This window comes from Pseudoalteromonas sp. MB41 (assembly GCF_020966275.1).
In the GTDB taxonomy this organism is placed as follows: domain Bacteria; phylum Pseudomonadota; class Gammaproteobacteria; order Enterobacterales; family Alteromonadaceae; genus Pseudoalteromonas; species Pseudoalteromonas lipolytica.
In genome coordinates this window covers 83,186-102,769 of the sequence record NZ_JAJJZF010000016.1, presented here as the reverse complement: position 1 = coordinate 102,769, position 19,584 = coordinate 83,186, and the positions used below count along the sequence as shown (strand labels likewise).

Genomic DNA, 19,584 nt, shown 5'->3' with positions numbered 1-19,584 from the left:
GGGCAGTGATGTCACGCCGGTACTCAGTGGTCGTAGTAATGAAGTGGGCGGCACTGTCACCGTGACAGTCACCGACAGCAATGGGGCAGAGCAAACACTCACCGCCACCGTAAATAGCAGTGGTGATTGGAGCGTTGAAGTACCGACAGCCCTAGCCGAAGGCAGCTACACGGTTGCCGTGACCATCAGTGATGATGCAGGCAACACCAGCAACGTTACCGCCACAGGCAATATCGATACCACCAACCCCGTTGTTACTGTAAATGACAATGGCCTAGGTAATGACAGTACACCAACCTTAAGTGGTACCTCAACCGAGCCTGCTGGCACGGTCGTGAACCTTAGTATTGTTGATAGCAATGGTGATTCACACAGCTTGACCGCGACAGTCTTAGCTGATGGGTCATGGCAAGCCACATCAAGCAGCTTGCCAGATGGTGCGTACACTGTGACGGCAACCATCACCGATGCTGCGGGCAATGTTGGCACAGACACAGGCACCGGCAGCATTGATACTTTACCGCCTAGCTTAGCAATTGATAGCTTGGGAACGGTGAATGATACCACCCCAACCATTAGCGGTACGTCTAACGAGCCTGCGGGCAGTGTGGTGAACTTAAGTGTCTCTGATGGCACCAACACCTACACCTTCACCGCGACAGTATTAGCGGATGGCACTTGGAGCGCCGATGTCCCTAGCCCACTGGATAATGGCACCTTCACGATTGATGCGAGCATTACCGATGCGGCAGGCAACGCCACCACCGCAAGCGACAGTGCACTGCTTGACACCACCGCTCCAAGTGTCACGATTAATGTGATTGGTGAAACAAATGACACCACACCGACCATTAACGGCACCAGTGATGCAGAGAATGGCAGTGTGGTGACGGTTGTGATTGATGATGGGATAAACCCTGTCGAAACAATTACCACCACCGTCAGTGGGGGCACGTGGAGTGTCACAGCGATGACCGCATTACCAGAAGGTGAGTTTACCGTGACCGCCTCAGTGCTCGAAAATGGTAACACTGGCACCGCCACACGCACCGGTATTATTGATACCACCATGCCAGCGATTGACATTAACGAACTGGGTATTACAAACGACACCACCCCGACGATTAGCGGCACAGCCAGTGCGCCACAAGGCAGCACAGTCACCGTGGTGATCACCGATGCAAACAACAACAGTCACACCGTGACCACCACCATGCAAAGTGATGGTAGTTGGTCAGTGGCAGCCAGCACGATTCTAGCGGAAGGCGAATACACCGTTACCGCGACAGTCAGCGATCAAGCTGGTAACCCAGCATCAGCAAGTGCCACCGGTGAAGTGGATATCACCGCGCCTGTTGTCAGTATTGATGCGATTGCCGACAGCAACGATGTAACCCCTGTTATTAGTGGCCAAAGCAGTGGTGCGACAGCAGGCTCTCAAGTCTTGTTAACCGTGACTGACAGTGACGGGGCGACACAAAGCGCCACAGCCATTGTGCAGGCTGATGGCAGTTGGTCAGTCGAGCTGAGCTCAGCACTGGCGGAAGGAAACTACACCGTTGTTGCGACACTGAGTGATGCCGCCGGTAATACAGGCACCGACACCGAAACCGGCACAATTGATGTGACCGCGCCAACCATCACCATTGATGCGCCAGCGCTAACCAATGACAACACACCCACAGTCACTGGTTCATCAGACTTAGCCAATACGAATCTTGATGTGACCTTTACTGATGCCAATGGCACCAGCCACACAGTGACAGTGACCACCGATGCGTCAGGTAATTGGAGTGTCGATGCAGCGCAAGCATTGGCCGATGGTAACTACAGTGTGACAGCGAGTATCAGCGATTCAGCGGGTAATAACAGCAGCGCCACAGACAGTGGTATAGTTGATACAATTGCACCAGATATCCGTATTATTCCTTCATTCTTATTAGGAAATTTAGTTGGCTTATCGGGCACATCAGATTTGCCAGAAGGCAGTGTGATCACAATTACTGAACATTTAGTAGGGGGCTTAATAGGTGCGACTTATACCGCCACGACTGATGCAAATGGTAATTGGACGCTTGCCAACATTACTGTCCCACTTATTAGCCTGGCTTATGTTACGGCAAGTGGCACAGATGCGGCGGGTAACACTGCTACTGTGAGCACATTAGAATTTGATAATGTGGCGCCTGAGCTGACGGTTACTGTTGATGCATTAACAAATGATACAACCCCAACCATTTCGGGCACAACGGATATGGGAGAAGGCACGGTGATCAACATCACCGTTCAAGATGCCAATGGTGATTCACAAACCTTTACTGCAACTGTGCAAAGTAACCAAACTTGGTCTGTCGATGTGCCCACAGCGCTAGCTGAAGGGACCTTTACAGTAACGGCATCGGTAAGGGATCAGGTCGGTAATTTAACTACAGAGCAAACATCGGGTGTGTTAGACAGCATTGCGCCAACCTTAGTTGTTAACGCGGTTGATGGCACCTCTGACGCGCGTCCAACTATTTCAGGTAGTAGTAACGAAATAGGCGGCTTAGTTATCGTTGAGGTTGCAGGACAAACCATTACCACCACAGTAGCATCAGATGGTACTTGGCAGTTTATAGTACCGGTTGATATTACCGATGGCAGTTACACTATTACGGCGACCATAACGGATGATGCTAATAATACGCAAACTGCAACGGCATCGATAACGGTTGATACAGTTGCGCCTGTCGTAGTGATAGACACGTTGGGACTTGGTAACTCAAGTACGCCTGTTATTTCGGGCACATCGACAGAAGCCACCGGTACTCAGGTTTCTGTTACGGTGACAGATAGCAACAACGATATACAAACATTAACGGCAACCGTCCAAAGTGATGGGTCATGGCAAGTAACACCGAGTACTATGCCAGATGGCAATTATAGTGTCACAGCGACTATCACAGATGTTGCAGGTAATGTTGGTACTGACACCGAAACGGGGTCAATTGATACTCTTACACCTGAGTTGGTTCTAGATGGTTTAGGGACTATTAATGATTCAACACCAACAATTAGTGGTAGCACCAATGAGCCTGCAGGCAGCACCGTAAATATTAGTGTGGTAAATGATGGGAATACATACAGCTTTACTGCAACTGTTCAGGCTGATGGGTCATGGTCAGCAGATGTTCCAACAGCATTGGCTGATGGCTTACTGACTATTACAGCGACAATTACCGATGCTGCAAACAACACGGTAACGGTAACAGACACGGCAACGCTAGATACCAATGCACCTACAATTTCGATTGATGCTCTTGCAGTCACTAACGACACCACACCGACCATTTCGGGTACAAGTGATGCAGCTGACGGTATTCAAGTGACCATTACTGTTGTCGATGCACTTGGTAATAGCCAAACAGCTATCGCCACTATTAGCAGCGGTACATGGACTGTAGACTTAACAACGCCGCTCAGTGAAGGAAACTATACTGTTACAGCAAGTGTGTCTGAAGATGGACTCACTGGTACGGCAAGTCGTCAAGGTGACATCGATCTCACTCCGCCAGCGTTAACAGTTGACTCTCCAGCAATCACGAATGACACCACACCAACAATCAGTGGTACAAGTGATGCACCACAGGGTAGCGTGGTGACGATAAGTGTCACCGACAGTGCGGGCGATATTGTGACAGCATCTGCGGTTGTTGGCGCATCAGGTGCTTGGTCTGTTGCATTAGGTACAGCATTAGCTGAAGGTGCCTACACGATTTCAGCAAGCGTTTCTGACACTGCTGGTAACACCAGCTCAGCCTCTGCATCGGGTGTGATTGATATTACACCTGCGAATGTGGTCATTGACACTGTGGCTGTTTCAACCGATTTAACGCCAGTGATAATGGGCAGTGCAACTGGCGCAGTGGCAGGCAATCGAGTAGTCGTTACGTTTGTAGACTCTGCCGGCGTAAGTCACAGTGTCGAAACGACACTAGATGCAAGTTTAAATTGGCAAGTTGAAGCGACTCAAGCACTCGCTGAGGGAGCGTATACAGTAACCGCAGTCGTGACAGATACCGCAGGAAACAATGGCAGCGCTTCAACGACATCTGCGGTTGATACCACAGCACCTGTCGTTAGCATTGATCAAAGTAGTTTAACTTTAACGAACGACTCAACCCCTCTTATTAGTGGTACGTCTGATGCGGCCAATAGCACTATTACAGTCACCTTTATCGCAGCCGGTGGAGCACAGCACAGTGTTACAACGACCACCGATGCGAACGGTGACTGGCAAGCAGCAGCAGATCAAGTGTTGGCCGATGGAGTTTATTCTGTTACTGCAAGTATCACGGATACTGCGGGTAATACCGGAACAGACAGTAAAACAGGTGGCGAAGTTGATACCGTAGCCCCAGAGCTCACCATTGTGCCATCGTTCCTATTAGGTCTGTTGGTCTCTTTATCTGGTACATCTGACTTACCTGAAGGCAGTGTTATTACGATAACAAACTACCTCGTCGGTGGAGTGGCTGGTGTGCCATATACAGCAACCGTTGATGCCAATGGTGATTGGCAAGTATTGAACTTGTCGGTGTCATTATTGAACTTAGCTTATGTAGAGGCAACAGCGACCGATGCCGCCGGTAATACCACGACTATTAGTACAGACACTTTTGACAATTCCGCCCCTGAATTGACATTAGATGTACCGGCTATCTCAGCAGACACAACGCCAGTGATAAGCGGCACAAGTACTGTGGGAACAGGGCAAACTGTGACACTGATTGTGCAAGGTGCCGATGGTGCTTCACAAACGCTAACGACCTTAGTGAACAGTAATGGCACTTGGTCAGTGGAAGTATTATCTGAACTTGTTGATGGCACTTACACTGTAACGGCAAGTGTCACAGATGCTGAAGACCGCACTACAGAGCAAACAGCCTCAGGTATTATTGATGCTGGATTGACTATAACCATTGATGATGGGTTACAGCTCACCAACGATGACACCCCGCTCATTACGGGTAAATCAATTGCACCAAACAGTGAAATAGAAGTGGTGTTTGATAATGGCACTACGCAACAAACGAAAACGGTTACCTCATTAAGTGATGGCACTTGGAGTGTAACACCAGACAGTGCGTTAGTGGATGGCACTTACACGGTAACCGCAACGATTGTTAGTAGTGGCGTAACAACGGGTGCAATTTCAGGATTAGAAATTGATACGATTCCGCCGACACTTGAGAATATAGATGTTAACTCTTTACTAAACTTAGGGCTTGTCATTACTGGCTTTGACGGCACAACGGATGCAGAAGATGGGGCTATCGTGCAATTAGATAACGCCCTTGCTTTAGGGATCACCTTATTAAGTGAAGGCGGCTCGGTTGTACAAAATGGACAGTGGTCAATAGGTATCGTTGATATTAACCTGCTTGATATATTGGGTTTAGGCCTAGCAGATGCACGCTTTAGCATTACAGATTCTATTGGTAATGTGCGCGTTGTTGATATTAACGGCAATGATATTGAAATTAATGGAGAGCCCGCAAGCACTGGCGGTGCGGGTCCTGAAGAAATGGCCTTAGGATCTGACAGCATTGAGGCTGACGAGCAAACTGCAGAAAGTATTGATCTCAGCCTTGTTCTATTAGATGCAAGCCCAGAGCCAACCTCAAGTGGGGGTATTGCTGCGCTTGACGTGACTATCGAAGATGTCTTAAGTGATAGTGAACAAAGTAATTTACTTGCCCTTGATAGCAACAGTGAAAGTCAGAGCTTAGCATTTACAGGCAACACAGAAGTCACGTCAGAGCCTGCCAGTAATATCCAAAGTGAGTCAGATGAGCTAATCAAAAAACTCATTGAGGGAGGCAATAACTCAATTGATATTTAGATAAATAGTTAAGCTTAAATAAGAAAAGCGCGATAATTATCGCGCTTTCTTTTTGAATTGGGTAGTTTGTAAAACGAGCAACGAGCAACGAGCAACGAGAAACGAGTAACTAGAAACGAGCAACGAGAAACGAGAAACGAGAAACGAGAAACGGGTAACGAGAAACGAGAAACGGGTAACGAGAAACGAGAAACGAGAAACGGGTAACGAGAAACGAGCAACGGGTAACGAGAAACGAGAAGCGAGTAACTAGAAACGAGTAACTAGAAACGAGTAACTAGAAACGAGTAACGAGTAACGAGCAACGAGAAATGAGTAACGAGAAATGAGTAACTAGAAACGAGTAACGAGTAACGAGTAACGAGTAACGAGCAACGAGAAATGAGTAACGAGAAATGAGTAACGAGAAATGAGTAACGAGAAATGAGTAACGGGTAACGAGCAACGGGTAACGAGAAACGAGTAACTAGAAACGAGTAACGGGCATTATGCTTTAAGGTTATGCACTATTTTTTTATCGCCTTGAATCACACTGCCACCTTGATCGTAGGTCATCGATGAAGGTGCGCCAATCAAGATATCTTTTAGTTGCTTAACACTAAGCTGGGCTTGATGAGCTGCATGTGCATTCACATCATTTTTCTTTTTACAGGCTGCAAGAAGAGAGTTTACTTTAGAAATGAGTTCGTTTACTTCATCATCTGGCGAGTCATTTTTGCTAACCAGCGTTTGCACTTCTTTATCTATTAACTGAATTTGCTGTAGTAGAGAGACTTTTTGTTGGGCAATACTTTTTAGCCCCTCACCACGTTTTGCAGCAATGGCTGTTAATTCATCATCCAAAAGCACAGCAATAGACTCTAAACAAGTGACTTGTTGTGTTAATTTGCTGGCGATTAAATGATTATGATCAGCCATACACATCAAACTCAAATGCGGCGATATTTTTAGCTAACTTTTCAGCATCAATTTGGTATTTACCTTCGCTGATTGCTTTTTTTAACTCAGCCACTTTATTGCTATCAAAGCCAGACGACTGTTCAGCTTTATCTTGTAAAGATTTAAGTTGTTTAGCTTGAGGCGTTAAGCTTACCGAATCTGCACTTGCTTTTGGCGCTGTCGATTTTGCCGCTGCCGCGTTAGCGTTATCTTTTTGTAAATCAAGATTTTTTTGCTTGGTATTCGTCAACACAGAAGTTTGTTGTTGACCATTATTGACATTGCTTACCATAATTTTTGACCTATACATTACCCAACATATGCCTATATATCGGCGGGCACAGCGGATACTTTAGCATAAATATAAAAAATTAAATATTCACTTGTACAGACTCAACACCATCCACACGTGCATTTAATACTTTACCTGATTTTTTGTTTTTTACACGTACTAATTCGTCTAATGTGCCATCTTCAAGCGCAATACCTGTTGTTTTGATCCTCAAGCCACGCAATGAAGCATAAATAGTCACATTGTCGCCTTTACACACCATGCAAACATGGCTCATTACAATAGGCACACCACTGCGAATATTGCGCTTGCTACGACTGCCGACAAGCATTGATTTTTCTTGAACATATTGCGTTCTTACAAACTGCTTAGGTTTCATCTCTAAGCGCAAATGCTCTGCTCTAATTACTTCACCGCGTGCTAAATTGGTTGTTACGACAACAACGGGTTCCAGCTCAATAATGCGAACATGCACATATTGAGTCCAACTATTTATGTCATCGCATTTAAGTTGTACGGTAACCTGCCGATTAAAAGGAGGTTCTGTCGGTAATGTTTTATTTAATGGCGATTCACACAATCTTTCTGGAATACGGCTATCAAGTGGTAATGCACTTACTTGCGGTGCCGTATCGAGATCGGGGATCTGCTCGCTGACAAAATCAATAGCGATTTGTTGAAGTTGCTCGTTATTATACACTTCAGCTTGTAGATGCGTGGCAAATAACAAGCTAGAAAGAAAATAAAAAACACTGTATCTTCGGCTTTTTTTTAACAAACTCATATTGTTTCGACTATGCTTATTGTTGAAAACAAGGTATAAATATTTTGCGTCAAAAAACAGACGCTTCGTAACCTTATGTAGCTTTAACACAAAGTAAGCAATTATTGTTCCGGCTCTGGTTGTTTATCTTTAGGAGATTGAAATGGCAGGCATTTTAGACTCAGTAAACCAGCGTACACAGTTGGTTGGGCAAAACCGCCTTGAATTACTATTATTCAAACTCAGAGGGCGACAACGCTTTGGTATTAACGTGTTTAAAGTAAGAGAGGTTCTACAATGTCCACCGCTTACAAACATGCCAAAATCGAATGCTTATATTCGTGGTGTTGCACACATTCGTGGTCAAACCATTTCTGTTATCGATTTATCAATGGCTGTTGGCGGTCCTGCCATTGAAAATATCAAAGATAGTTTTATTATCATTGCGGAATACAATCGTTCAGTGCAAGGGTTCTTAGTCGGTGGCGTAGAGCGCATCGTTAATATGAACTGGGAAAAAATTATGCCGCCACCTTCAGGTGCAGGGCGTTACTCTTATTTAACCGCGGTCACTGAAATAGAAAACGAACTGGTAGAAATCTTAGACGTCGAGAAGATCCTTAACGAAATTTGCCCTGTTAACACTGAAGTAAGTGCGGATGTGATTGGTGAGGGAGAAATCCAAAAAGATTTAGGGGAGCGAATCGTTTTTATTGCTGATGACTCGGCCGTTGCGCGTAATCAGGTAAAACGTGCGTTAGAACCTCTCGGTGTACAAACTGAACTCGCTAAAAATGGTAAAGAAGCCTTAATACGCTTACGTGAAATAGCAGAACTTGATTGTGTAAATAATATTACTGAGCGAGTTGGCTTGTTAATTTCAGACGTTGAAATGCCAGAAATGGATGGCTACACCTTAACCGCAGAAATTAAGGCCGATCCAAAGTTATCACCTTTGCATGTAATCTTGCATACATCACTCAGTGGTGTTTTTAATCAAGCGATGATAGAAAAAGTGGGTGCCGATGATTTTATTGCAAAATTTAACCCAGACGAATTAGCGACTGCCGTTAAAAAGTGGGTTCATTGTGATTAATTATTTATAGGTGGTATTACTTTGGAAAATAAGCACTTACAACAAAGCGAATACGATCAGTTCCGCTCTTTTTTAGAGCAACAATGTGGCATTGTACTAGGCGATAACAAACTTTATTTAGTGAAAAGTCGCCTGGCACCCTTGATGGCGCGTTTTAATGTTGAGTCATTGTCACAGTTGGTAAGTAAAACCTTGAGTCCTCACGAGAGGCAGCTTCGTGCCGCAGTGGTTGATGCAATGACAACAAACGAAACTTTGTGGTTTCGTGATCAATACCCATTTGAATTGCTTAAAACTAAACTTTTCCCTGAATTCAAAGAATTGCGTCGTCCAATTAAAATTTGGTCAGCGGCAAGTTCATCAGGTCAAGAACCGTATTCTATTGCCATGTCGGTTGCTGAGTTTCAATCTAAGCAACCTGGCGTTTTAAAAATGGGCGCACAAATTATCGGCACAGATATTTCTAATACTATGCTTGATATGTGTAAAAACGCAGAATATGACTCACTGGCTTTAGCACGTGGTCTGTCTGTTGAAAGACGTCAAAAGTTTTTTAAAGACAGTGGTAATGGTATGGCTCAAGTAGTTGATCCAATAAAGAAAATGGTCAGTTTTAGGCATTTAAACTTATTGGATTCGTATGCCTTGATGGGTAAATTTGATATTATTTTTTGCCGTAATGTATTGATCTACTTTGCACCTGAAGTAAAAGCAAAAATTATCGCGCAATTTGCGCAAGCACTTAATCCAAAAGGCTACCTGTTTTTAGGCGCTTCAGAGTCAATGGCTGGCCTTAGTGACAGTTTTGATATGGTGCGATGTAATCCGGGTATCATCTACCAGAAAAAGTAATCTTTCCTTAGCAACCTAGTTCTTAGGTTGCTAATTTCATTATATATCAACACCTTAATTATAAAATAATCATGCTTAATTTTTGGCTTACCTTTTGCATTAGCTAAGGAGAGTCAAATTTTTGGAGATGGTTATGGCTATCAGTTTTGATAAAGCATTCGGTGTGCATCCTCATGCCATGTTGATCCGTTCACAACGCGCTGAGTTATTAGCGACAAATATCGCTAATGCTGATACGCCGGGCTATAAAGCGAAAGATGTCGATTTTGCATCCGCATTAAAAGCGGCAAAAAGCAACCAGCACGGCGGCAATAGCATGGTAAGAACGGATGAGAAACACCTTGCCGGTGGCAGTCGATTTGTTGGTAATTCAGAAATGTTTCGTACGCCAAATCAAGCAGATACAGGTGATGGTAACTCTGTTGATATACAAGTGGAACGAAACTTGTATGTACAAAACTCATTAGAGTATCAGGCAAGCCTGCAATTTATGAGTAGTAAAATTAAAGGCCTTAAAAAAGCCCTCGGTAGTCAAGGAGCTTAATCATGAGTTTATATAATGTTTTTGATATTTCGGGCACGGGTATGAGCGCACAAAATGTTCGCTTAAATACCACAGCAAGTAATATTTCGAATGCAAATACAATTAGCTCAAGCCAAGACCAGACATACCGAGCGCGCCATCCTGTGTTTGCTGCTGAACTTACAAAAGCGTCAGCATCGCAAAGTAATCCGCAGGGCTCTTCTGTTGGCGTTAAAGTATTAGGCATTGTAGAGAGCGATAAGCCGCTACAAATAGAATACAACCCGAATCACCCCAGCGCGGATGAAAATGGGTATATCTATAAACCAAATGTCAACGTTGTAGAAGAAATGGCTAATATGATTTCTGCCTCTCGCTCTTACCAAACAAATGTGCAAGTTGCTGATGCAGCTAAGCAAATGTTAAGTAAAACACTGTTGTTAGGACAACGGTAATCGAGGATAAGTTATGAGTAACGACATCAGCTCTGCATCATCATCCTATATGGATAGCTTGCGTTGGAATGAGACAAACACGCCAACAGCAAAAGAAGACAGTAATACACTGTCTCAAGAAGATTTCTTTTCGTTGTTAACGCAGCAGTTGTCGTTTCAAGATCCGAGCAATCCTGCTGATAACGATCAAATGATTGCGCAAATGACGAACTTTACCATGGCAGAAGGTATTTCAAATTTAAACACAAAATTTGAGTCACTCACTGCATCCATGACATCAAATTCGGCATTACAAGCGTCAACGTTAGTGGGTAAGCAAGCGTTGCTTGAGTCAGAGACTATTGACTTTGATGGCGAAAATTTAGCTAAAGGTTCCGTTGTGGCAGAAACAGCTGTTGAATCTCTTACGTTAAGAATCACTGATTCGACGGGACAATTAGTTCGCACGATTGATTTAGGATCGAAGTCTGCCGGTGCTCACCGTTTCGAGTGGGATGGTAAAGATGGTGAGGGCAATGTTCTTCCTGAAGGCGAATACAATATTAGCGCTGAAGGCTTCGTAAATGGAGACTACAGCAGCATGCCTCTGGCAACCTTTAAGAACATTGAAAGTGTCAATATTAATGGCAGCAGCGGCATTATCGTAAATACAAAAGAGGGTGCGGTTAGGCTAACTGATATAGCTGAAATCGCATAATTAAAAAGGTTTGGGTTAGCTTAGGCTAAGAGATAGGTTAGAGGTGAGTTATGAGCTTCAATATTGCATTAACAGGTTTAGCAGCCGCACAAAAAGATTTAGACGTAACGGCAAATAATATTGCCAACGTAAACACAACGGGCTTTAAAGAGTCGCGAGCTGAGTTTGCTGATGTGTACGCATCGTCAGTATTTAGTTCTGGTAAAACAAAAAACGGCGACGGTGTTAAAACAGCAACGGTTGCACAACAGTTTCACCAAGGGTCGTTATCATTCACAAATAACTCACTTGATTTAGCAATCACAGGGGAAGGTTATTTTGCGATGAGTGATGACATCGCATCACAAGACTTTACATATACGCGTGCGGGTGCATTTAAATTAAATGCAGATAACTTTGTTGTTGATGCCAATGGTAACTACCTGCAAGGTTTCCCTGTTGACCCATCAACGGGTAATACGACATCGGTAAGTTTAAGTACTACTTCACCGATTCAAATTCCAGATGCTTCAGGTTCGCCTCGTCATACGAGTAATATCTACAGCTCAATGAATTTAGACGCACGTGTCGATACGCCAACAACGACAACCTTTGATCCAACTGATAGCACGAGCTATAACTCGTCTACTTCAACAACTGTTTATGACTCATTAGGTGAGCCGCATGTTGTGCAGTTATTTTTTGTAAAGCAAGACCCTACAGCAACGCCAAATACGTGGGAAGTGTACGCCACAATGGATGGTCAAGCGTTTGATGATTCAGGTGCTGCAACGGGCACAGGTGCACACACGCCAATTGATACACTTGAGTTCACGGCGGCGGGTTTACCGAACGTAACCGCTCCAGAAACCACATTTGATGACATTATTTTGCCTTCAGGTGCTTCGTCAGGTTTATCGACACTACTTGGTAATGGCGCACAGTTCCCGAATGAAATCACGGTTAATTGGCGTGACGAAGCAGGCACCGCTAATAAAGTGCCTACGCAATACGCCAGTAACTTTGAAGTAAAAGCACTTGAGCAAGATGGTGCGACAGTCGGTCGTTTAGCGGGCATTGATATTGGTGCAGATGGAAAAGTAGTTGCTTCATACAGCAATGGCGATACTTCATTCTTAGGCCAAGTGGCTATGGTGCGCTTTTCAAACTCTCAAGGCTTACAACAAGCGGGTGACACTTCTTGGAAGAAAAGCCTAACCTCGGGTGAGCCTATTGCGGGTGAGCCAAACTCAGGCACATTGGGTTCAATTAACTCATCAGCACTTGAGCAATCAAACGTTAATTTAACGAATGAACTGGTTGACCTTATCAGCGCACAGCGTAATTTCCAGGCGAACTCACGTGCCTTAGAAGTTAACTCAACATTACAACAAAATATCTTACAGATCCGTTAATTTTAGCGGCTCTAAGCTTAATCCGACACGAAAGGCTGCCCCCTCTATTGGCAGCCTTTTTTTATTTTCCTTTGCTTATTTCCGCGTCAATTTTACTTTGGCACTTTTATTGCATTTCATAGTTATCGTATTTTTAGTGAGTCAATGTTATGGACAAAATGGTCTACATTGCCATGTCTGGTGCAAAGCAAAGCTTGCGTGGCCTTGAATTAAAGGCAAACAACTTAGCAAATGCAAACACCACTGGCTTTAAAGCTGATTTTGCACAAGCACGCTCAATGCAAGCATTTGGCGAAGGCTTGCCATCGCGTGTATTCGCAATGCAAGAGCGCCCAGGTTCTAACATGGAGTCGGGTGGTTTTGTTGAAACAGGCCGAGAACTTGATATTGCCATGAGTGATCGGGGTTGGTTAAGCGTACAAGATGCATCGGGCAATGAAGCCTATACCAAAACAGGCACGCTGAATATTACTCCCGATGGCGCATTGATGACCAGTCATGGTCGTCAAGTTATTGGCGAAGGTGGCCCCATTATTTTGCCTTTACCAATCGAGAAGATTGAATTTAGTTCTGATGGGTCAATTCAGGTGCGTCCACAAGGGGCACCTGCAAACTTTTTAGAAGTGGTTGATCGTTTAAAGGTAATCGAAGCCGATAACAATCAACTAGAAAAAGGCAATGATGGCTTATTTAGGCCAAAGCCAGACATGTTGGTAAATGATTTATGTGGGTTTTGCGACATTTCAAATAATGTAAAAGTGCTTTCGGGCACCCTTGAAATGTCCAACGTTAACCCCGTACATGAAATGGTCGATATGATCAGCAATCAACGCCAATTTGAATTACAAGTTAAATTGATGAAAACAGCGGAAGAAATTGATGAACGTCAAGATCAGCTGTTACGCATTGTTTAAGATGACTGAGAGGGTAGAGTTATGAATCCTGCATTGTGGATCAGTAAAACCGGGCTTGACGCCCAACAAACCGATATTTCGGTGATCTCAAATAATCTCGCGAATGCCAGCACGGTCGGTTACAAAAAAAGCCGCGCCGTATTTGAAGATTTATTGTATCAAAATATTAATCAGCCAGGTGGCCGTTCCTCACAAGACACTGAAATGCCATCAGGTTTGATGTTAGGCGCGGGTGCGAAAGTGGTTGCTAACCAAAAGAACTTTTCACAAGGTAACATGCTTACCACTGAAAATTCATTGGATTGGATGATTTCAGGACCGGGCTTTTTTGAGGTGTTACTCCCAGATGGCAATATCGCTTATTCGCGTAATGGTCAATTTACCACCGATGAAGATGGCCGCATTGTTACCGCGGGAGCCGGTTTTCCTGTGCAACCAGAGATGAATGTGCCAGACGATGCACAATCAATTACGGTATCACAAGATGGTGAAGTGTCGGTGCGTATCTCAGGCCAAGCTGACAATGTTGTTATTGGTCAGCTAACTATCAGTGATTTCATCAATCCATCTGGCCTTGAGCCTATGGGTCAAAACCTTTACACCGAAACGGCTGTAAGTGGGGCTCCTGTGCAAGGTAATCCCGGTATTGATGGTTTAGGAACTGTTGTACAAGGTTCACTTGAAACTTCAAATGTGAATGTAACAGAAGAGCTCGTTAACCTCATTGAAACACAGCGAATTTATGAAATGAATTCAAAAGTGATTTCGGCTGTTGATGAAATGCTTAGTTACATTAACCAACAGTTATAATGGGTAGGAGGCAGCATGCGTAACATTATCTTAGTCACATCAACAGCGTTATTGCTCGGTGGTTGTATGGCAACACAAAATAACCATGTGGTTCAGGATGACCCTTACTATGCGCCAATGTATCCTGAGCCTGCAGCAGAGCAAATGGTACCCACCGGTTCATTATTTGATAGTTATTTATCAAATGACCTGTATTCAGATAAAAAAGCGTTGCGAGCAGGCGATATCATCACGGTTAAACTGCAAGAATCGACTCAAGCAACCAAAGCGGCGAAAACCGAAACCGATAAAGAAACCGACGCAAGCCTTGACCCAGTCATTGGTTTAGGCGGCAATCCTGTGAATATAGGTGGTGATAGTATCCAATTTGGTATTGGTTCAGATTCATCATTTAAAGGTGATTCTAAATCGAATCAATCGAACAGCTTATTTGGTGATATTTCAGTTAATGTTATGCGAGTTTTGCCGAACGGTAACTTAGTGATCCGTGGCGAAAAGTGGCTTACTTTAAATACCGGTGAAGAGTTTATTCGTCTTGAAGGTTTAGTGCGTCCCCAAGATGTGACAGCAGATAATACGGTGACTTCAAACCGAGTTGCGAATGCGCGCATTCAATACTCAGGTAAAGGTCAACTTCAAGAAGCGCAAAGTGCGGGTTGGTTAACTCGTTTCTTTAGCAGTTCTATTTTCCCATTTTAGAGGATACAAATCATGAATGGGTTTAAATACATTATTGCTCTTTGCTTAATTAGTGTACAGCTTTCTGTTCAGGCTGAGCGAGTTAAAGATGTGTCTATGGTTGAGGGTGTACGCTCAAATCAATTAGTCGGTTATGGTTTAGTGGTGGGTTTACCTGGCACGGGCGAGCAAAGTCGTTTTACAGAGCAGAGCTTTAAAGCGATGTTAAATAGCTTCGGTATCACGCTTCCTGCGAACTTAAAACCAAAGATTAAAAATGTTGCAGCCGTTGCTGTACATGCCGAGTTACCCGCGTTTAGAAAACCAGGTCAAACCATTGATATTACCGTGTCTTCAATTGGTAGTGCAGGAAGCTTACGCGGTGGTACGTTATTACAAACCTTTTTGAAAGGGGTTGATGGTAATACGTATGCCATTGCACAGGGCAGTTTGGTCGTGGGGGGCTTAGGCGCAGAAGGTGCTGATGGCAGCCGAGTGATTATAAACACTCCCACCGTTGGCCGAATTCCGAATGGGGCAACGGTTGAGCGCGCTGTTAAAAGCCCGTTTATGCAAGGTGACTACATCACCTTTAATTTGAATCGTCCAGATTTCACAACGGCAAAGCGCCTAGAGCAAACTATTAATGATTTAGTTGGGCCAAACAGTGCTCAAGCAATTGATGCAGCGTCTGTACGTGTCATTGCACCGCGCGATGCATCGCAGCGCGTATCGTATTTATCAACGCTTGAAAACTTAGAGTTCACACCGGCTGATACTGCGGCAAAAATTATTGTCAATTCACGTACGGGCACCATTGTTATTGGTAAAAACGTAAAATTACAGCCAGCTGCAATTACCCACGGTGGATTAACCGTGACCATTGCTGAGCAGCAAAACGTATCGCAGCCGAATGCACTGAGCGAAGGCGAGACGGTGGTGACAAACCAAAGTATTATCGATGTTAATGAAGATGACTCTCGCGCTTTTGTGTTTAATCCAGGTATTAGCCTTGATGATTTAGTGAGAGCGATAAACGAAGTTGGTGCCGCCCCTGGTGACTTAATGGCTATCCTTGAAGCGTTGAAAGAGGCGGGAGCCATAAACGGGCAACTTGTTATTATATAATCAATTAAAAACGCGCTGAGCTCAGCGCGTTTTTTCATTTTTACCTTCCCTCAATCTGATAAATCCTCTTTTGGCGTAATTATTGCATTTGATTATGCATTATTAATTATTGTGTCAAAAAGCTGATGGATACGAATCATCTCGACAAGCAAAACTTTTTTGATTTAGGCAACTTAGACTCATTGCGTCAAAGTGCTCTAAAAAGTGATGCCTCTAGCAATGCGTCAAAAGAGGCGCTGAAAAAAGCGGCGGCACAATTTGAATCTATCTTTACGCAGATGCTGCTTAAAAGCATGCGTAAGGCTAATGAAGCATTTGAAGACAAAGACAGTCCGTTTAACTCGAGTGGCGTAAAATTCTTTGAAGAAATGCATGATCAACAGCTTTCTGTTGAGTTGTCTTCTAACGGCTCACTGGGTTTGGCTGATCTTATTGTGCAGCAGCTATCGCCCGACGGTAAGAAATTTACTCCTGGTTCCGTGTTAAGAACAACCGCAGAGTTTGATAGCGATAAGCGTGTTCGCGGTAATCAAGAAGCTAAGCCAGAAACACACCCAATGGCGGAAGTTGCCACTGATGAGCAATCAGAAAACCGCTTTGAAGATGCTGAGTCATTCATTAGCTCTGTTTGGGAGCACGCAAAAAATGCGGCTGAAAAAATTGGTTTAAACCCTGCTGTGATGGTTGCTCAAGCTGCGCTTGAGACAGGGTGGGGTAAGCATATTATTAGTAAAGCGGATGGCACCAGTAGTAATAACCTTTTTAACATTAAATCTGATAAGAGCTGGCAAGGTGACAAAGCAAGTAAAGTTACGCTTGAGTTTGAGCAAGGTGTGCCTGTTAAAAAGCATGCAAGCTTCCGTTCTTATCAGTCAATTAAAGACAGTGTGAATGATTTTGTGGATTTCTTAAATGAAAACCCACGTTATCAAGACGCACTAAAAAACACCGCAGAACCCGCAGCCTTTTTAGATTCGTTACAAAAAGCAGGTTATGCAACTGATCCAAATTATGCCAACAAAATTAAGCAGGTATTGAAGCGTGTTGAGCTTCAAAGCGTCGCTGCTTCATTGGTACGTTAAGGAGTAAGTCCTCATGTCATTCAGCTTATATGACATAGCAAATGCAGGTATCAGAGCGAATTCTGAGCTTTTACAAACGACCAGTAAAAACATAGCCAATGTAAATACAGCGGGTTATGTTCGTGAGCGCACTGAGTTCAGCACCATGATCGACAACCAAGTTGGTCAGGGTGAAACGTATCGTTTACTCAATGAGTTTGCTCAAAAACAGCTAAATCGTGATACGTCAAATAAAGCATTTTTTGATCAGTTTGTAACAGAAGCAAGCCGAGTCGATAGCTTGTTTTCTGAAGAGTCGAATAGCTTATCAACCAGCATTAACTCGTTTTTTAATAATGTTCAAGAAAGCTTAAATCAGCCTTCATCGACGGTGGCGCGTTCGCTGGTTATGACAGATGCACAAAACCTCATTGATCAAATGGACAGGCTTTCAAGCATCGTGGTTGACCAGCAGACTGTTGTGAATGAGCAATTAGAAATTTTCTCGGATGAAGCAAATAACTTGATCCAAAGTATTAGCGAATTGAACTCTAAAATTGCCGCGGTGCATGGCACTGATCGTGAATCAGCGTCTAGCGGACTGTACAACGAGCGCGACAAAGCAATTCGTGACTTATCAGAACTCATTGATGTAGAAACTCTCAACGGTAATAACGGTGAGAAACAAGTCTATTTGGGGTCTGGTCAAGCATTAGTGATGGAAAGCGGTACCTTTAACCTGTTTTCATTTACTGGCGATCCCGATCCCAGCTTCAAAGAGCTACATTTAGATGTTAATGGTGGCAAAGCCGTGCCGCTTGAGGTTGATGTAAGTAAACTTAAAGGCAAAATAGGCGGCTTACTGTCATTTCGTGATGACATTTTAGTGCCAGCCCAGAATCAATTAGGCCAAATGGGCTTAGCCCTTGCTGATGCCTTTAATCAGCAAAACCATTTAGGTATGGATGCCGATGGCGATTTAGGTGGGGATATATTTAAAATCCCCACGGTTGATGCATTTGCTTATCAAGCAAACACGGGCAACGGAAGTATTACTGCAAGCGTTGAAGCTGGTAAAGGCAATGAATTGCCAGCAAGTGATTTTATTGTAAAGTACAGTGGCACTAATGAAGTTGAAATTTACCCTGTTGATAATAAAGGCGAGACGATTAAGGATGCCAACGGCGATGAAATTTTTACTACAGCAGTCGTTGACCCAGCAACAGGTAAGGTTAATTCACAAAATAACCCAAATTTAGATTTATTCGGATTAGAGTTAACACTGGATATGTCTTCTTTACCTGATATTGATGATCAATTTATGATCAAACTCAATTCTCAAGCATCAACAAGTTTAGAGCTTGCAACAAATCGCCCAGAAGATATAGCGCTTGCTTCACCTATTCGTACTGCAAACGATATTAACAATACAGGTACTGCCAGTATTTCAGCTGGTACGGTGTCTGATGTATCAAATTTTACAGATACCCCATCGTTACAATTACCAACAGGGTCTTTAACTTTAACAAAAAGCGCTGAAAACCCCGATATGTACACCTTAAGTGATGGTACGAATACGACAGCTCCATTTGCAATTGATTCTTCTGGTAAAAATGTTATTCAACAAGCTGAAACAGCGGGCGTGTTAGATGACATAACAACACTCACTGCGGAGCAAGTTGGCTTCGATTTTGATATTGAGGGGACGCCAGCTTTAGGTGATTCATTTACAATAGAGGCCAATGAAGACGGCTTTGATGATAACCGTAATGGGCAGTTTTTAGCTGATATTCAAAACTCAAATATAGTTAGACAAAATGTAGTCGGTAACGCTAGTAATAATCATCTAACCTTAAACAAAGCATATACTAGTTTAGTGTCGGATATTGGCGTTGTGACTAATCAGGCACAGACTAATGGTGCAGCATTTACTGCGCTCGCAGAGCAGTCTGAAGCGTGGTACGAATCTCTGTCAGGTGTAAACCTCGATGAAGAAGCGGCGAATCTATTGCGTTTCCAACAATCGTATGCGGCATCAGCGCAAGTGCTTGCCACTGCTCGTTCAATATTCGACACCTTACTTAATTCAGCGAGGTAA

General features: G+C 43.8%; 16 protein-coding genes. 13 read left to right on the top strand and 3 right to left on the bottom strand.

What is annotated here, in order from left to right; genetic code table 11:
* Window positions 1-5,884: Ig-like domain-containing protein (locus LPA49_RS15240; protein WP_230237023.1), on the top strand; the 5,884-nt coding region annotated here is incomplete at its 5' end.
* Between the two features lie 486 nt (window positions 5,885-6,370).
* Here LPA49_RS15240 and flgN read toward each other — a convergent pair.
* The 3 genes from flgN to flgA form a co-directional block, all read right to left on the bottom strand.
* Window positions 6,371-6,802, bottom strand: a complete 432-nt coding sequence (gene flgN, locus LPA49_RS15235) for a flagellar protein FlgN (protein WP_036970220.1) — start codon at window positions 6,800-6,802, stop codon at window positions 6,371-6,373.
* On the bottom strand, window positions 6,795-7,115 hold the full coding sequence (gene flgM / locus LPA49_RS15230; RefSeq protein WP_036970217.1) for a flagellar biosynthesis anti-sigma factor FlgM: 321 nt from the start codon (window positions 7,113-7,115) through the stop codon (window positions 6,795-6,797). Before flgM ends, flgN begins: the two co-directional genes overlap by 8 nt.
* Before the next feature lie 79 nt (window positions 7,116-7,194).
* Window positions 7,195-7,899: a flagellar basal body P-ring formation chaperone FlgA gene (gene flgA / locus LPA49_RS15225; protein WP_036970214.1), complete on the bottom strand. Its 705-nt coding sequence runs from the start codon at window positions 7,897-7,899 to the stop codon at window positions 7,195-7,197.
* Between the two features lie 142 nt (window positions 7,900-8,041).
* On the opposite strand from flgA, the gene LPA49_RS15220 reads away from it, so the two are divergent.
* From LPA49_RS15220 to flgK, 12 genes are all read left to right on the top strand, one after another.
* Complete coding sequence (locus LPA49_RS15220; protein ID WP_036970211.1) at window positions 8,042-8,974, top strand: chemotaxis protein; 933 nt, start codon at window positions 8,042-8,044, stop codon at window positions 8,972-8,974.
* A gap of 21 nt (window positions 8,975-8,995) precedes the next feature.
* Complete coding sequence (locus tag LPA49_RS15215) at window positions 8,996-9,826, top strand: protein-glutamate O-methyltransferase CheR (protein WP_036970209.1); 831 nt, start codon at window positions 8,996-8,998, stop codon at window positions 9,824-9,826.
* Window positions 9,827-9,959: 133 nt separating this feature from the next.
* Window positions 9,960-10,370: a flagellar basal body rod protein FlgB gene (gene flgB, locus LPA49_RS15210; RefSeq protein ID WP_036971676.1), complete on the top strand. Its 411-nt coding sequence runs from the start codon at window positions 9,960-9,962 to the stop codon at window positions 10,368-10,370.
* A 2-nt stretch (window positions 10,371-10,372) separates the two neighbouring features.
* On the top strand, window positions 10,373-10,804 hold the full coding sequence (flgC, locus tag LPA49_RS15205; RefSeq protein WP_036970207.1) for a flagellar basal body rod protein FlgC: 432 nt from the start codon (window positions 10,373-10,375) through the stop codon (window positions 10,802-10,804).
* A 13-nt stretch (window positions 10,805-10,817) separates the two neighbouring features.
* Window positions 10,818-11,501: a flagellar hook assembly protein FlgD gene (locus LPA49_RS15200; RefSeq protein WP_036970204.1), complete on the top strand. Its 684-nt coding sequence runs from the start codon at window positions 10,818-10,820 to the stop codon at window positions 11,499-11,501.
* A gap of 50 nt (window positions 11,502-11,551) precedes the next feature.
* A complete protein-coding gene (flgE, locus tag LPA49_RS15195; RefSeq protein ID WP_036970201.1) occupies window positions 11,552-12,895 on the top strand; it encodes a flagellar hook protein FlgE in 1,344 nt (447 codons plus the stop codon).
* 149 nt (window positions 12,896-13,044) lie between these two features.
* Window positions 13,045-13,809, top strand: coding sequence for a flagellar basal body rod protein FlgF (locus LPA49_RS15190; RefSeq protein ID WP_036970198.1), 765 nt, complete (start codon window positions 13,045-13,047; stop codon window positions 13,807-13,809).
* 21 nt (window positions 13,810-13,830) lie between these two features.
* Window positions 13,831-14,619, top strand: a complete 789-nt coding sequence (gene flgG, locus LPA49_RS15185) for a flagellar basal-body rod protein FlgG (protein ID WP_036970195.1) — start codon at window positions 13,831-13,833, stop codon at window positions 14,617-14,619.
* Window positions 14,620-14,634: 15 nt separating this feature from the next.
* A complete protein-coding gene (flgH, locus tag LPA49_RS15180; protein ID WP_036970191.1) occupies window positions 14,635-15,318 on the top strand; it encodes a flagellar basal body L-ring protein FlgH in 684 nt (227 codons plus the stop codon).
* A 12-nt stretch (window positions 15,319-15,330) separates the two neighbouring features.
* Window positions 15,331-16,425 carry a flagellar basal body P-ring protein FlgI gene (locus tag LPA49_RS15175; RefSeq protein WP_065978733.1) on the top strand — a complete coding sequence of 365 codons (1,095 nt, stop codon included), beginning with the start codon at window positions 15,331-15,333 and terminating at the stop codon, window positions 16,423-16,425.
* A 125-nt stretch (window positions 16,426-16,550) separates the two neighbouring features.
* On the top strand, window positions 16,551-17,507 hold the full coding sequence (flgJ, locus tag LPA49_RS15170; protein WP_065978734.1) for a flagellar assembly peptidoglycan hydrolase FlgJ: 957 nt from the start codon (window positions 16,551-16,553) through the stop codon (window positions 17,505-17,507).
* 13 nt (window positions 17,508-17,520) lie between these two features.
* Window positions 17,521-19,584, top strand: a complete 2,064-nt coding sequence (gene flgK, locus LPA49_RS15165; RefSeq protein ID WP_230237019.1) for a flagellar hook-associated protein FlgK — start codon at window positions 17,521-17,523, stop codon at window positions 19,582-19,584.